General features: G+C 64.1%; 12 protein-coding genes. 5 read left to right on the forward strand and 7 right to left on the reverse strand.

Annotated features, from left to right (window positions below; translation table 11 throughout):
• Position 1 precedes the first annotated feature (1 nt).
• From ACSHT2_RS28470 to ACSHT2_RS28485, 4 genes are all read right to left on the reverse strand, one after another.
• Positions 2-2011 carry a putative bifunctional diguanylate cyclase/phosphodiesterase gene (locus ACSHT2_RS28470; RefSeq protein WP_440638050.1) on the reverse strand — a complete coding sequence of 670 codons (2010 nt, stop codon included), beginning with the start codon at positions 2009-2011 and terminating at the stop codon, positions 2-4.
• A 451-nt stretch (positions 2012-2462) separates the two neighbouring features.
• Positions 2463-2741 (reverse strand): TonB-dependent receptor plug domain-containing protein, encoded by a 279-nt coding sequence (locus ACSHT2_RS28475; RefSeq protein WP_440638052.1) that lies wholly within the window; start codon positions 2739-2741, stop codon positions 2463-2465.
• Between the two features lie 61 nt (positions 2742-2802).
• A complete protein-coding gene (locus tag ACSHT2_RS28480; RefSeq protein ID WP_440638054.1) occupies positions 2803-4038 on the reverse strand; it encodes a hypothetical protein in 1236 nt (411 codons plus the stop codon).
• Between the two features lie 154 nt (positions 4039-4192).
• Positions 4193-4480, reverse strand: a complete 288-nt coding sequence (locus ACSHT2_RS28485) for a hypothetical protein (protein WP_440638056.1) — start codon at positions 4478-4480, stop codon at positions 4193-4195.
• A gap of 166 nt (positions 4481-4646) precedes the next feature.
• Between ACSHT2_RS28485 and ACSHT2_RS28490 the strand changes: the two genes are divergently transcribed.
• Positions 4647-5456: a substrate-binding domain-containing protein gene (locus tag ACSHT2_RS28490; protein WP_440638058.1), complete on the forward strand. Its 810-nt coding sequence runs from the start codon at positions 4647-4649 to the stop codon at positions 5454-5456.
• On the opposite strand, the gene ACSHT2_RS28495 is transcribed toward ACSHT2_RS28490, so the two are convergent.
• Positions 5430-6128: an ABC transporter permease gene (locus ACSHT2_RS28495; RefSeq protein WP_440642949.1), complete on the reverse strand. Its 699-nt coding sequence runs from the start codon at positions 6126-6128 to the stop codon at positions 5430-5432. The genes ACSHT2_RS28490 and ACSHT2_RS28495 overlap by 27 nt on opposite strands.
• Before the next feature lie 484 nt (positions 6129-6612).
• Between ACSHT2_RS28495 and ACSHT2_RS28500 the strand changes: the two genes are divergently transcribed.
• The 4 genes from ACSHT2_RS28500 (at position 6613) to ACSHT2_RS28515 (ending at position 10822) form a co-directional block, all read left to right on the forward strand.
• Positions 6613-7464 (forward strand): 3-hydroxybutyryl-CoA dehydrogenase, encoded by an 852-nt coding sequence (locus ACSHT2_RS28500; RefSeq protein ID WP_370133646.1) that lies wholly within the window; start codon positions 6613-6615, stop codon positions 7462-7464.
• A gap of 137 nt (positions 7465-7601) precedes the next feature.
• Positions 7602-8066, forward strand: coding sequence for a group III truncated hemoglobin (locus tag ACSHT2_RS28505; RefSeq protein WP_440638060.1), 465 nt, complete (start codon positions 7602-7604; stop codon positions 8064-8066).
• A gap of 241 nt (positions 8067-8307) precedes the next feature.
• The gene (locus ACSHT2_RS28510) at positions 8308-8961 is read left to right on the forward strand and encodes a ubiquinol-cytochrome c reductase iron-sulfur subunit (protein WP_440638061.1); all 654 of its coding nucleotides are present in this window, start codon (positions 8308-8310) and stop codon (positions 8959-8961) included.
• 127 nt (positions 8962-9088) lie between these two features.
• On the forward strand, positions 9089-10822 hold the full coding sequence (locus tag ACSHT2_RS28515; RefSeq protein WP_440638063.1) for a methanol/ethanol family PQQ-dependent dehydrogenase: 1734 nt from the start codon (positions 9089-9091) through the stop codon (positions 10820-10822).
• A 268-nt stretch (positions 10823-11090) separates the two neighbouring features.
• Here the strand turns inward: ACSHT2_RS28515 and ACSHT2_RS28520 are convergent, their stop codons facing one another.
• Complete coding sequence (locus ACSHT2_RS28520) at positions 11091-11351, reverse strand: hypothetical protein (protein ID WP_440638065.1); 261 nt, start codon at positions 11349-11351, stop codon at positions 11091-11093.
• Positions 11352-11405: 54 nt separating this feature from the next.
• Positions 11406-13718: a molybdopterin cofactor-binding domain-containing protein gene (locus tag ACSHT2_RS28525; protein WP_440638067.1), complete on the reverse strand. Its 2313-nt coding sequence runs from the start codon at positions 13716-13718 to the stop codon at positions 11406-11408.

The following is a 13718-nucleotide window of genomic DNA, read 5'->3' on the forward strand; positions in this document are numbered from 1 at the left end:
GTTAGGCTACGACCCTGGCCCTGGTGCCTTCGAGGCGCTGGCCTTCCTTTGCCAGATAGTCGCCGATCGCATCGGCCGCCATGGGCTTTGCGAAATAGTAGCCCTGGATGAAGTCACAGCCGAGCCGGCGCAGGCTGTCGAGCTGGGCGCGGGTCTCGACGCCCTCGACGACGCAGGCGATCTCCATGTCGTCGCACAGGCCGGTGAGCGACTTGATGATCTTGTGACTGACGGGATTTTCGTTGATGTCGGCGACGAAGCTGCGGTCGACCTTGATCTTGTCGAGCGGCAGCCGGTGCACGTGGCTCAGCGACGAATAGCCGGTGCCGAAATCGTCCAGCGAAATGCCGCAGCCCATCGCCTTCAGCGTCGCGATCGATTGCTGCGCGCGCACGAAGTCGAAGGTCACAGCGGTCTCGGTGATCTCGAAATCGATCCGCCGCGGTGGCAGCCCACTCTTCTCGATGATGGAGATCAGCGGCAAGATGCCCTCCGCCGCACAGACGTCGTGGGCGGAGAGGTTGAACGACAGGCGGATGTGATCGGGCCACGTCCTGGCGATGGCGAGCGCGCGCACCAGCAGCGCTTGCGTCAGTGGGCGGATCAGACCGATACGCTCGGCGGCCGGAATGAAATCGGCCGGGGAAACCAGGCCGAGGCGAGCGCTGCGCCAGCGCGCCAGAACCTCGAAGCCGGCGGTGTGCTCGCTCATGGCGTCGACGATCGGCTGGAACACCAGATCCATCTCGGTGCTGAAATCGGCCGTGCGCAGCAGATTCTCGATGACGACGCGACTGCGGATCTCGGCCTCGAGCTCGCTCGAGAAGATCACAGTGCGGCCGCGCAGATGGCGCTTGGCGTGATAGAGCGAGTAGTCGGCGCACTCGTAGAGCGCTTCCGACGTCGTCGCGGAGTCCGGGAACGATGCGAATCCGATCGAGCACGACAGCCCGGTGTGGGCGGTGTCGAGCTGGTAAGGCAGCTTGATCCGGCCCCCGATGCGTTCGCCGAGCCGCATCAGATCCACGTCGTCGGGGTCGCCGCACACGACGAGCCCGAACTCGTCACCGCCGAGCCGGGCGAACTCTACGCGCTGCGGACCAAAGCCCTCGCAGACCTCGCGGATGCGCCGGCCTGCCTCGATCAGGACGCGGTCGCCGACGGAGTGACCGTAATTGTCGTTGATCGGCTTGAAGCCGTCGAGGTCGATGATGCCGACCGCAACGCGAACGTTTCTGCGCTCGGCATCTGCGAAGGCACTCGACAGCTCGGCAAAGAAGCGGCGGCGGTTCGGCAGCTCGGTGAGGGAATCGAGATTGGCAAGGCGGAAGTTCTCGTCCGAGAGCGCCTGCGTGGCCGCCTGTTGCGCCAGCAACGACTTGCGGCTGGCGACGAGATCGGCGAAGTCGCGGTAGTAGATGAACAGCACCGTTACCATCGCTCCGGAAACGAGGAGGTTGTTGACGGCGATCGCCTTCAGCGTCGGTTCGCCTGTGGCGAAGAAAAACAGCACATAGGGCACGTCGACGATCAGTGTCACGATCAGCGCCGCCGAACGCAGATGCATCAGCGAGAAGATGCAGCCGATCACGGTGACCGCCATGTAGAAGGCGATCTGGCTCTTGGCGAAGGGATCGCCGTAGGGGTAGAGCGCGAAGGACCAAGCGGCGAAGCCGGCGCCGATCGGCAACGTCAGCCAGTTGGTGGCGCGCAGATTGCGCAGGATGTCGGCATCACTGCGCGCGATATGACGCTGGCGCAGCCACCAGAAGGTCCGTAAGCCTGCGAGCACGGTCAGGACGCTCGGCACGATCATCGTCAGCCAGTCCGGCGCCACGTTCACATAGGTGTAGGCGACCGCGATCGTGTTGCTCATCAGGATGAAGTAGAGCAGCGGGATCTGCTTGGAGAACGCGTCGAACTGTGCGCGGGTCAGGTCCGGGTTATCGTCCGGTACGCGAAACAGCCGCGTTGCGGCGGCAAGATGAGACTTCAAATCGACAACAGGCATTGAAATACGAGCCCCGCATCCCCTGAAAACGCGGGCGATCTTGCACGGCGCGGGTAAAGGGCGCGTTAGATCGGGCCAAGCGCGGAGGGCCAGCACAGGTTGCGCGCTACCTCAAGGTTTCTCCGGCCGCGTGCATTGGTGAGGTTCCGTTAAGGATACCCGCCGTTCGCAGCGTGCGTCTCGGGCACAGGTCGCCGCAATCACTGCAGCTACGACCTGCCAACCATGGTGCCATCCGGTGTGCTCGCTCCGCCTATCTCCGTCGAGCAGCGGCTTGTCACGTTCCCCGGGCCACGAGCTGCGCGTCGTCTCCTTTTTGGTCTAGGCAAAACCGTCGGTGTGCGAACAGGATCAGTGCGCACAGCGCGGCCGTGAGTCTTCTCATGGTTTGCCTCCCACAGTTCTCTTGTCATTCTGATCGGGCGGTTGCCGTCGCTCGAACGTGTATGCCTCAGCGCCCGATCGTCACCCCGGCGGTCGAGCGCATGGCGCCTCTCAGGCTGGTCGCGTTCATGTCGTCGAGGACCTGCCGCGTCAGCACGGTGGTCTGGCCGGGCGTATCGAGGATCGTCTCTCCGCGCGAGGAAGAGAGCCGATCGGCCTTGTAGGGCGCAGCCGGATCGGTGGCGGGAACGGTCGTCGCTGCAGGAAGCGGCCGTTTGCCCGCGCCGAGCGCTGGCTGTGAGATGGAGAAGGCGATCACGACCAGAAGCAACGGCCTTGCGCGCATATGTGATCTCCCATGTCGGGACATCAGCCTAGCACATCGGGATCGTTCCCAGAAGAAAGGATCAGGCGAGAACAGCCTGACGCTCCCGCGTCGGTTCACGGACGCGGTCGATGTTCCGCGGCTCGGCGAGTCGCGTAAAGCTGCGATGGCTCGCTTGCGCAGGCGCCTCGACGATGACGCCCTCACAGACGATCTGTCCGCCGAGCATCTTGAATTCCAGCTTGTCGTAGCGCGGCATTGTCTCGCCGGGCGCCGGCGGCAGCAGCCCGATGCGTCCCTGGATGTTCAGCGCGGCCTCGCCGGTGCCGTGAAGTCGCGGATTCCACATTCTGATTCCGGTCTCCGCCCAGCGTTGCCGGATCAGCGCGGCGCGATCGCCGGGTTCCGCGGCTCTCGCGCGAGCTTTCGGTGCGCTGCGGATCTCCGGAGCAGGAGACTCGAGCGCCGGAGCCGGTTCGATCTCGATGACGACGCTGGCTGACTCGTTGGCCGCTGGCGCAACGGCTGTGACGAGCGGAACACTGTTTGCAGGGGCCGGCGCGACCTCGACGACGAGCGCTGGGTCGCTGTCGGCACTGGCTTCAGAAACATCAGGCGCGACGCTATTGGCATCGCCGAGGAGGACCGGGATTGCTTCGACGGCGACCGTTTCGACCTTGGCGGAAACGTTGGACGAGGGGGCAGCCTCGATGACGGCACCAGGGACGTCGCTCGAAGCGGTCGCGACGTCTGATGATGAAACCACAACCCCTTCTGCGACGACGGAATCGATTTCGGCAGGCGATGCATCGCCAATGATGGCGAGGTCAGCGTCCGCAACTGGCTCGTTCTCCGTGTCCGGCGATGAAGCCAACACCTCCTCGGCGACGGGCGGCGTTGCGGGCGCGTCCATTTCCGTCACGCTCTCCGGAGATGAGGCGACGCTGGTACAGATATCGTCGGACGGATTCTCCGTGACGACAGGCACGGTCGCATCGTTCTCTGCGACCGGAGCCTGGGCGGCGAGGTCAGCATCGTCGCGCATCGGGGAGGTGCCGATCTCGGCGGTCGGAGCTTGAACGGTGGCCGCGACCTCTTCGATGATGGCGGGCGAAGCGTCTGTGGCGATCGCAGAGACGTCAATGCTGCCGCCGTGCGGCAAGGGCCGAAGTCGGGTAAATGCCCAGTTCACCGCAGGGATGCGGCGCAGCAACGATATCAGTCTCGAAAGCACTGGGAGTTGTCCAAGAGGTACTCGGCGTGAGGCAATCGCTGATTCGCCAGCAATGTGAAAACCTGCCCCGGCCGTCACGCCCATGTCAATGTAGGGAGGACCAATTGCAGAACATCACGCATTCACTCTGCGGGGTGAATTTCACCCCGCTTTGTGAATGCGGTTCGCGATTCCCCCAATCGACGCGCTGCTTGGAGAAGGGGACAGCCCTTGCCTCTCGGGATATTCGATCCTTAGTTCATTTGCCGGCGCCGGCGCCGCCGGAGCCTGCGCTGCCGCCGGCCTGGCTTCCCATATTGTTGCTGTTGCTACCGCCGGCGGATGGCGATTGCGCGCCCTTGCTGTCGCTGGCCTCGTTCTGCATGTTCGATGCACGTCCCGTCGTCATTCCCTTGGTCGCCGGGCCTCGCGACGAGGGGCCGACGTCGCTCTGACTGGATGCGCCGGGGGCGGGTTGTGTCTGCGCGAAGGCGCCACCTGTCGCCAGCGCCATGATGCATGCGGATGCCAGGATGATCTTCTTCATCGGATTCTCCTTGACTTTACATGGCCAGACAACCCGCCTGCGCCGACGACGTTCCTGCCGACGCGTGTAGCCCCTCGCGTCAATTTCCGTTGCGGCCTGTCTAAGGGGTTCCCGTCGTCGTCGTCAGCGGCTATTCAGAACCGTCAGTGTCTGTCGGAGACGGCGCATGAGGAAGCTTGCCACCATCGGAGCGGTTCTGCTCTGGTCCACCATCGCATTCGCACAGGATCGCACCATCACCGTGGCCTCGACCACTTCGACGGAACAGTCGGGGCTGTTCGGCCATTTGCTGCCGCTGTTCTCGAAGGCCGAAGGCATCAGCGTGAAGGTCGTTGCCGTCGGCACCGGCCAGGCACTGGATATCGGACGGCGCGGGGATGCCGACGTGGTGTTCGTCCATGACAGGCCCGCCGAGGACAAGTTCATGTCCGAAGGGCAGGGCGTGAAACGGTTCGACGTCATGTACAACGACTTCGTCATCGTCGGGCCCAGAAGCGATCCGGCGCGGATATCTGGCAGCAAGGATGTGGTCGAGGCGCTGCGCAAGATCGCGACGGCGAAGGCGCCGTTCATCTCGCGCGGCGACAAGTCCGGCACGCATGCGGCTGAGTTGAGGCTGTGGAAAGAGGCGGGCGTTGACCTCAATGCCGGCAAGGACAACTGGTACCGGGAAATCGGTCAGGGCATGGGCCCTGCGCTGAACATGGCCTCGTCTTCGAACGCCTATCTCCTGTCGGACCGCGGCACCTGGCTATCGTTCAAGAACCGTGGCGAACTCGCCATCCTGACCGAGGGTGACAAGCGGCTCTTCAACCAGTACGGCGTCATGCTGGTGAATCCAGCCAAGCATCCGAATGTGAAGGCGAAGGACGGGCAGGCCTTCATCGACTGGCTGGTTTCGCGGAAGGGGCAGGAAGCGATAGCCGGGTATAAGGTCGGCGGCGAGCAGCTATTTTTCCCCAACGCGCCCCACTAGCACGAAGGCGACACTCGACACCGCCACGCTGAGTGCGAGCAGGATCAGTCCGAGTCCGAGCGCCAGCGGCAGGTCGCCTTTGCTGGTTTCCAGTGCGATCGCTGTCGTCATCGTGCGGGTGAAGCCGCGGATGTTGCCGCCGACGATGATGATGGCGCCGACTTCCGCAATGGCGCGTCCGAACGCCGCGAGAAAGGCCGTTAACAACGAGGCCCGGCCGAGCGCGAACAGCAGGGCCATGCTGCGCAGGGCCGACAGTCCGTCGATCCGCGCCAGGTCGCCATACTCCGCCCACAGCAGGCTTGCCGGCCGGTGAACCAGCGCCACGACGATCGGCGTGGCCAGCAGCGTCTGGGCGATCACCATGGCGGCCGGCGTGAACAACAAGCCCGCCGCCCCGAGCGGGCCGGACCGCGACAGCAGGAGGTAGAGGGCGAGCCCGACCACGACCGGCGGAAGGCCGAGCAGTGCATTGGTCAGAATGATGATGACCTGACGCCCCCGGAAACGGGTGATCGCAAGCAGGGCTCCCAACGGTGCGCCGATCAGGAGCGCGATGATGCCGGCGGTCAGGCTGACCCGCACCGACAATGCGACGATGCCCAGCAGCTCGGCGTCGGCTTCGCCGATCAGCGTGAAAGCGGCACCGATGGATCGCGCGAAATCGTTCATCCGGCCTGACGCCGTTGCGCCGGCTCGATGCCGGTGGTCCTGGTCACGTCCATCGCGAAATCCTTCGTCCTCGGCAGCCTGCCCCTGACAGCTTCGGCCCGCCTTGGCGGCAGGCCGGGTCCTCCACGCGCATCCTCGGATGGCAACTGCGCCGGTTCTCGCCGCTGCGGTCGCCACAATCAAGAGGTCGCAATTCAAGGGGGGGCTCAGGCTGCGCTTTTGTCCCCCTGAATCGGGCGCCCGATGCCCGGCCTTCATTGGGCTCTCTTGGGGGCCGTAGGGGCACGAGATCCGGCAGTTTCGGGCAGGGAGAGCCCAAATCCCGGCGCGACGCGGCGGTGGACGGCTTTATTCCGCCCGTGGATGCACTAAGGAAGGGACAGGATCAGGTCGCACCCGCCAGATGGTGGTGCTAGACCCTGATGCAGGAACAATGGGGCCGGGCCGCTCTTGGCTCGCCCGCAAAGATGAAGGATGTGACGCAATGATCCAAACCGTTGGCATCATCGGGGCCGGGACCATGGGGAACGGCATCGCGCAGGTCTGCGCCGCGGCCGGGCTTTCGGTCGTGATGGTCGATATTTCCGATGCGGCGGTGAACCGCGGCCTCTCGACCGTCGGCGGCAGCCTCGAGCGCCTGGTCAAGAAGGAGAAGATGTCGGCGGCCGACCGCGAGGCGACGCTCAAGCGCATCACCGGCACCACCGACCGGTCGAAGCTGTCGGGTTGCGATCTGGTCATCGAGGCCGCGACCGAGAACGAGGAGCTCAAGGTCAAGATCCTGAAGGACCTCTGCGCCACGCTGTCGCCGCGCACGCTGGTCGCGACCAACACGTCGTCGATCTCGATCACCAAGCTCGCTGCGGCGACCGACCGTCCCGACCGGTTCATCGGCATGCACTTCTTCAACCCGGTGCCGGTGATGGCGCTGCTGGAACTCATCCGGGGCTTGCAGACTTCGGACGACACCCATGCCAAGGCGCTCGATTTCGCCAAGCGCGTCGGCAAGGTGGCGATCACGGCAAAGAACAGCCCGGGCTTCGCCGTCAACCGCATCCTATGCCCGATGATCAACGAGGCGATCTTCGCGCTCCAGGAGGGGATCGCAACCGCAGAAGAGATCGACGCCGGCATGAAGCTCGGTTGCAACCATCCGATCGGGCCGCTGGCGCTGGCCGATCTCGTCGGGCTCGACACCATGCTTTCAGTGATGGAGGTCTTTTACAAAGGCTTCAACGATCCTAAATACCGGCCAGCCCCGCTGCTGAAAGAGATGGTCGATGCCGGCCATCTCGGCCGCAAGAGCGGGCAGGGCTTCTACACCTATAGCGCCTGATGAAGGCATCGGCGGCGGACACTCAAACGTCCGCCGCCAGATCCCGCAATTTGCGCTGCGACAAAGACGCCGTGCGCAATTGACCCGACAATATCCAACGGGCCGCCTGCGGGAACATAGAACGGATAGCAAGGGACATGTCGGATCGACTGAAGGCCGAGCGCGAGGCTGCGGCTGCGCGGCGGAACCTGTTGACCCAGGATGCGATCGAGCGCACCGGGATCACCGAGGAAATGATCGGAGAACTCGTCACCCGCTTCTACGGACGCGTGCGCGAGGACGCGCTGCTTGGTCCGGTCTTCGCCGTCGTGCAGAATTGGGACGAGCACCTCGCCAAACTCAAGGACTTCTGGTCCTCGGTGGTGTTGATGAGCGGCCGCTATCATGGCTCGCCGATGCGGGCGCATCTGCCGCTGAACCTGGTTGGAGATCATTTCGACCGCTGGCTCGATCTGTTCGAACAGACCGCGCGCGAGGTCTGCCCGCCGGCGGCGGCTGCGCTGTTCATCGACAGGGCGCGTCGTATCGCCGACAGTTTCGAGATGGCTTCGGCAACTGTCGCAGGTCGTATCGCATCGCCGCGTCACGTGCACAGGTCGTGAATACAGAATGCCTGCCTGAGAAACGCACTTCGCATGCGCGATGGCGCGCTGCACCAATTCCAACATCATCGGTCTGATCTGCAAAATCATCATGCTGTTCGCGTGATGCGATGTAGAATTTGCGAAAACGCGCTGAACGCGTTCAGTATTGTTCAATCAAAGCGAGCAGGGCCATATTGATGCACTGCGGTGCCAATTCTTTGCCTTGTTTTCGGCAGAGTTCCAGCGCCTGCTAGCGGGCATGTCGAGCGCACCGTTCAACGTCAATTCATCACCATCCGAGAGCATTGCGGAAGCTGAAGCCGACGCGGGCACCGAGCAAACGCGGCGAACGCTGCTGCTCGGCGCGCTTGCGACCACCGCGTGCCTCGGCTGTTCCCTGCCGGCGCGTGCAGGCGAGGATCCGCCCGGCTCCGACGAACGGCCTCAGAAGGGCGATCTGCTCGTCTTCTCCGAAGGCGAGCAGGAGGGGAAAATTATCACCGTGGCCGATCTAAAGGCAGGCGGGCCACCGCTTCATGCCTGGCCGAAGGATCCCAGCACATCGGTGGTGCGCAGCGCCTCGCGGCTCAACGAGATCCTGATCATCAAGCTCGATCCCGCCGAGCTCGACGAGAAGACCCGTGCGCGTGCTGTCGACGGCATCATAGCCTATTCGGCGATCTGCTCGCATGCGGGCTGTCCTGTCACCGCCTGGGTGAAGAGCGATGTCGGCGACAAGGAGGTGTTCAAGTGCATGTGCCACAATTCCGAATACGATCCTCGCGCGGGCGCGCAGGTCGTGTTCGGACCGGCGCCGCGACGGCTGGCGGCGTTGCCTCTGGCGCTGGCTGACGGATCGCTCAGCGTCGCCGGCAATTTCGTCGGAAAGGTAGGTGGCGCGCAGCCAGGATGATGGACGGTTGCGGGCCATGCCCGCGTCACGAGAGGCCGCCTCCGCCGATAGGCGGGTGACGGGACGAACGACAAGAACGACAAGAATTCACAACAAGAATTCAAACGGATGAAAAAGGGGAACGTCCATGAAAACTTCCTTGAGGAAGCAATGGTTACTGTCCGGCTTCGTCGCCTTCACGTGTCTTGCCTCGACCGCGGCCGTATCAGGTCCGATCGAGAATTATTCTCCGGTCACCGCGCAGCGATTGGAAAATCCCGAGCCAAGCAACTGGATGCTCTACCGGCGCACCTATGACGGGCAGGGCTACAGCCCGCTTGACCAGATCAACACCTCGAACGTGAAGAACCTCACGCCGGTCTGGACCTTTGCCACCGGCGTGGTTGAAGGCCATCAGGCGCCGCCGATCGTCAACAATGGCGCGATGTTCGTGACGACCCCAATGGGGCAGGTGATCGCGCTGAACGCGAAGACCGGCGACGAATATTGGCGCTACAAGCGGCAGCTTCCTGACGATCTGTTCCAGCTGCATCCGACCAACCGGGGCGTCGGCCTGTGGGAGGACAAGCTCTACCTCGCCACCACCGACGACCATGTGGTCGCGCTCGATGCCAAGACCGGCAAAGTGCTGTGGGATACCAAGGTGCAGGACTACAGGAAGGGCCAGTACATGACCCTGATGCCGTTGATCGTCGACGGCAAGGTCATCGTCGGCGGCTCCGGCGGCGAGTTCGGCGTGCGCGGTTATATCGTGGCTTATGATGCCAAGGACGGCAAGGAGCTGTGGCGGACCTACACCATCCCCGGCGAAGGCGAGCCCGGTCACGACACCTGGCAGGGCGACGACTGGAAGAACGGCGGTGGGTCGGCCTGGATGACCGGCAATTACGACAAGGAGACCAAGACGATCTATTGGGGCGTCGGCAATGCGGCGCCATGGCCCGGCGAGACCCATCCCGGCGACAATCTGTACACTGCATCGGTGCTCGCGCTCGATCCCAACACCGGCAAGATCAAGGCCTATCACCAGTATCACCAGAACGATTCCTGGGATTGGGACGAGGTCGAGGCGCCGATGCTGATCGATCTGCAACGCAACGGTCGCACCATCAAGAGCCTGGTCCATCCGGGACGCGACGCGATCTTCTGGGTGCTCGAGCGCACGCCGACCAAGATCAACTACGTCGCAGGCTGGCCGTTCGTCTATACCGACGTCTGGAAGGGCATCGACGAGACCGGCAAGCCGATCGTGGATCCCGCGCACAAGCCGGTCATCGGAAAACGCGTCGAGTTCTGTCCGTCGCTGTGGGGCGGCAAGGATTGGCCGTCGGCGGCCTACAGCCAGAAGACCGGTCTCGTCTACGTGCCCGCCAACGAGAATTTCTGCGGCGGATTCACCGGCGAGAAGGTCCCGCTCAAGCCGGGCGAGCTCTGGCTCGGCACCAAGCCGGAAGACATCGGCCTGAAGACAAAACCGGGCGCGGATCATTTCGGCGAGCTTCAGGCCTGGGATCCCGCCACCGGCAAGAAGGTGTGGCAGCACAACTTCCCGAAGTCGCAGCTGTTCGGCTCGGTGACGGCGACTGCGGGCGATCTCGTCTTCGTCGGCGGCACCAACGACCGCAACTTCCGAGCCTTCCACGCCAAGACCGGCGAGCTCCTGTGGGAACAGAAGACCAACTCCGGCATCGTTGGCATGCCGGTGTCCTATGAGATCGACGGCACGCAGTACATTGCGATCCAGTCGGGCTGGGGCGTGGACGCGCAGCGCATCCAGGATGCACTCGTGACCAACAATATCGGCATCGAAGCCAACGTGCCGCAGGGTGGCGTCGTCTGGGTGTTCGCGCTGAAGAAATAGCTCCGCGGGCGGATCGAAAGAAGCGGAGCAGCAGGGGGGTGGCGAATGCGGCGGACGGAAACGTCCGCCGCATTTTGCTGTGGGGGCTTCTTCCTTCTCCCCTTGTTACGGGAGAAGGTGGCGTGCAGCGCCGGATGAGGGATTCTATCCACGTGCAAGGCCGTTCGTGAGGACGGAGAACCCATCACGCCAGCGAGTGCGCATCGCCAAGCGTCGCTGCCCACTTCCGCAGGGGGAGAGAGCACATCCATGCGCAGCCGTTGGGCAACTACTTGCCCGTGCGCTCGACCTTGTCCTTCTCCTTCTGGTTCATCTCCCGAACCTTCGGATCCGGATTGTGCTGCCCCGTGGTCTGGGTGGTCGAGGCGGGCGGAGCATTGGCGTTGGGAAGCGAGTTCTGATCCGGTCCGGTGGGGCGCGTCGCCGTTGTCGGCGGGCTGGTATTGCCCTGGGCGAAGGCGCCCGTGGCCGGCAAAAGAAAGGCGCCCGACAGCAACGAGACTGCGAGCGCCTTTGAGATGTTGGTCATCGATCTGCTCCTGTCAGATCGATGCAAACGGCGCGAGGCCGCTTGTGTTCCGTCTCACGCCTCCAATTGCTTGCCGATCGGCAAAGCGCGGATGCGTTTTCCCGTCGCCGCGAAGATCGCATTGATCAGGGCCGGCGCGAACGGGGGAACACCGGGCTCGCCGACGCCGCTCGGCGGCGTGTCGGGCCCCGGCGGCACGATGTAGACGTTGGTCACCACAGGAGATTCGTCGATCCTGAGGACCTGGAAGTCGTCAAAATTCTTCTGCTGCACCTTGCCGTCCTTGAAGGTGATCTCGCCGTATTTGGCGAGACTGAGCCCCATGATCGCCGCGCCCTCGATCTGCGAGGCGATGCGCTCGGGATTGACGTAGGTGCCGCAATCGATCGCGGTGTCGACCCGCGGCACCGTCAGCTTGCCCTTGTCGTCGACAACGACCTCGACGATGGTCGCGATGTAGCTGACGAAGCTGCGGTGCACGGCGATTCCGAGACCGTGGCCCTTCGGCACCTTGCGCCCCCACTCGCCCTTCTCGGCGACCAGTTCGACCACCTTGCGGAGGCGCGCGGTATCGATCGGGTAGCTGTCATAGGGCTCGCCATAGTTCCAGAGATCCTTCACGTTCGGCTTGACGATGCGGGGCGAGCCGATCAGCTCGAGCAGCATGTCTTTCTGGTCGCGGCCGGTCGCCTGCGCGATCTCGCCGACCATCGATTGCACCGCGAAGGCACGCGGGATGTTCGAGACCGAGCGGAACCAGCCGATGCGGGTGTGCGCGGCCGCTTCCGGATTCTCACAGGAGATGTTGGCGATCTCGAACGGCATATCGACAAGGCCCATGCCGATCTCGAACGGCGCCTGATGCACCGTGCCGGCGGCAAAGGTCGAGGCGATGCTGGGAGCCACGCTGCGGTGGCGCCAGGCGATCACCTTGCCGCTCTTGTCGAGGCCGGCCTCGATCCGCTCGACCGAGACGGTGTGCAGGAAGCCGTTGTGAATGTCGTCTTCCCGCGTCCACTGCACCTTCACCGGCGTGCCGAGCTCTTTCGACAGCAAGGCGGCCTCGAGCGCAAAGTCGCATTTCGACTTGCGGCCGAAACCACCGCCGAGCAGCGTCACGTTGACGGTGACGTTGGCTTCGGGGATGCCCAGCGTCTTGGCGACGTCGTCGCGGGTGCCGCCGGGGCTCTGCACTGGCGCCCAGATCTCCGCCTTGTCGCCCTTGACGTCGGCGACAGCCACCGGCGGCTCCATGGCGACATGGGCGAGATGCGGGATGTAGTACTCGCCGACGATCACCTTGTCGGCGCTCTTCAGGGCGGCGTCCGCATCGCCCTCCTTGCGCAGGACGAGGCCGGGCTTGCGCGAGGCTTCCTCGAGCTCCTTGCGAAAGGCGACGGAGTCGTATTTGCCGTTGGGGCCGTCGTCCCAGACCAGCTTCAACGCGTCGCGGCCCTTGATTGCCGCGCCGGTGTTGCGCGCGATCACGGCGACGCCGCCGAGCGGCTGGAACTTCGACGGCCACGGCCAGCCTCGCACCTGCATGACCTTCTCGACGCCGGGGACCTTCAGAGCCGCGTCCGGATCGAACGAGACCAGCTTGCCGCCCGTGACGGGCGGGCGCGCGATCACGGCATACTTCATGCCGGGCAAGCGGACGTCCGCGCCGTAGTGCGCCTTTCCGGTGGTGATGTCGTGAAGATCGACAATGCCGACCTGACCCTTGCCGAGATAGCGGAAGTCCTTGGGATCCTTCAGCTTGAGACCTTCGATGCTCGGCACCGATTCCTTGGCTGCGTCCGCGGCGAGCTCGCCGAAACCCAGCTTGCGGCCGCTGGCGCTGTGGACGACCTCGTGGTTGACCGCCTTGACCTCGGTCGCGGGCACGCCCCAGCGCTTCGCCGCAGCCTGCTCCAGCATGGTGCGGGCGGAGGCGCCGATCTGGCGCATCGGCATCAGATAGTGCCGCGTGCTGCGCGAGCCGTCGGTGTCCTGGTTGCCGAACTTGACCTCGTCACCGTGGGCCTGCTGCACCTTGACCCTGGACCAGTCGGCTTGCATCTCCTCGGCCACGATCAGCGGCAGGCTGGTGCGCACGCCGGTGCCCATTTCCGAACGGTGCCCGATGATGGTGACGATGCCATCCGGGGCGACCGAAACGAACACGCGCGGATCGACCACTACACCGTGCGGCATCTTGCCCGCGCCGGTCTCATAGGCGAACGCCTGGCGCGACATCACGGGGGCGGCGAGGACGAAGCCGCCGGTGACGCCGAGCCCCTTCAGGATGCTGCGGCGCGAGACCTTCTCGACCCTGATATGCTTCTCGAAGCCGCGAAGCTTGCGGGGATTGTCGATGAAATTCAT

The sequence above is a fragment of the Bradyrhizobium sp. PUT101 genome, assembly GCF_052043945.1.
Taxonomy (GTDB): Bacteria; Pseudomonadota; Alphaproteobacteria; order Rhizobiales; family Xanthobacteraceae; genus Bradyrhizobium.

What these genes read in the sequence shown, in the direction of transcription:
- ACSHT2_RS28470 (WP_440638050.1), bottom strand. Translation starts at nt 2,011, where the DNA reads ATGCCTGTTGTCGATTTGAAGTCTCATCTTGCCGCCGCAACGCGGCTG.
- ACSHT2_RS28475 (WP_440638052.1), bottom strand. Translation starts at nt 2,741, where the DNA reads ATGCGCGCAAGGCCGTTGCTTCTGGTCGTGATCGCCTTCTCCATCTCA.
- ACSHT2_RS28480 (WP_440638054.1), bottom strand. Translation starts at nt 4,038, where the DNA reads ATGGGCGTGACGGCCGGGGCAGGTTTTCACATTGCTGGCGAATCAGCG.
- ACSHT2_RS28485 (WP_440638056.1), bottom strand. Translation starts at nt 4,480, where the DNA reads ATGAAGAAGATCATCCTGGCATCCGCATGCATCATGGCGCTGGCGACA.
- ACSHT2_RS28490 (WP_440638058.1), top strand. Translation starts at nt 4,647, where the DNA reads ATGAGGAAGCTTGCCACCATCGGAGCGGTTCTGCTCTGGTCCACCATC.
- ACSHT2_RS28495 (WP_440642949.1), bottom strand. Translation starts at nt 6,128, where the DNA reads ATGAACGATTTCGCGCGATCCATCGGTGCCGCTTTCACGCTGATCGGC.
- ACSHT2_RS28500 (WP_370133646.1), top strand. Translation starts at nt 6,613, where the DNA reads ATGATCCAAACCGTTGGCATCATCGGGGCCGGGACCATGGGGAACGGC.
- ACSHT2_RS28505 (WP_440638060.1), top strand. Translation starts at nt 7,602, where the DNA reads ATGTCGGATCGACTGAAGGCCGAGCGCGAGGCTGCGGCTGCGCGGCGG.
- ACSHT2_RS28510 (WP_440638061.1), top strand. Translation starts at nt 8,308, where the DNA reads ATGTCGAGCGCACCGTTCAACGTCAATTCATCACCATCCGAGAGCATT.
- ACSHT2_RS28515 (WP_440638063.1), top strand. Translation starts at nt 9,089, where the DNA reads ATGAAAACTTCCTTGAGGAAGCAATGGTTACTGTCCGGCTTCGTCGCC.
- ACSHT2_RS28520 (WP_440638065.1), bottom strand. Translation starts at nt 11,351, where the DNA reads ATGACCAACATCTCAAAGGCGCTCGCAGTCTCGTTGCTGTCGGGCGCC.
- ACSHT2_RS28525 (WP_440638067.1), bottom strand. Translation starts at nt 13,718, where the DNA reads ATGAATTTCATCGACAATCCCCGCAAGCTTCGCGGCTTCGAGAAGCAT.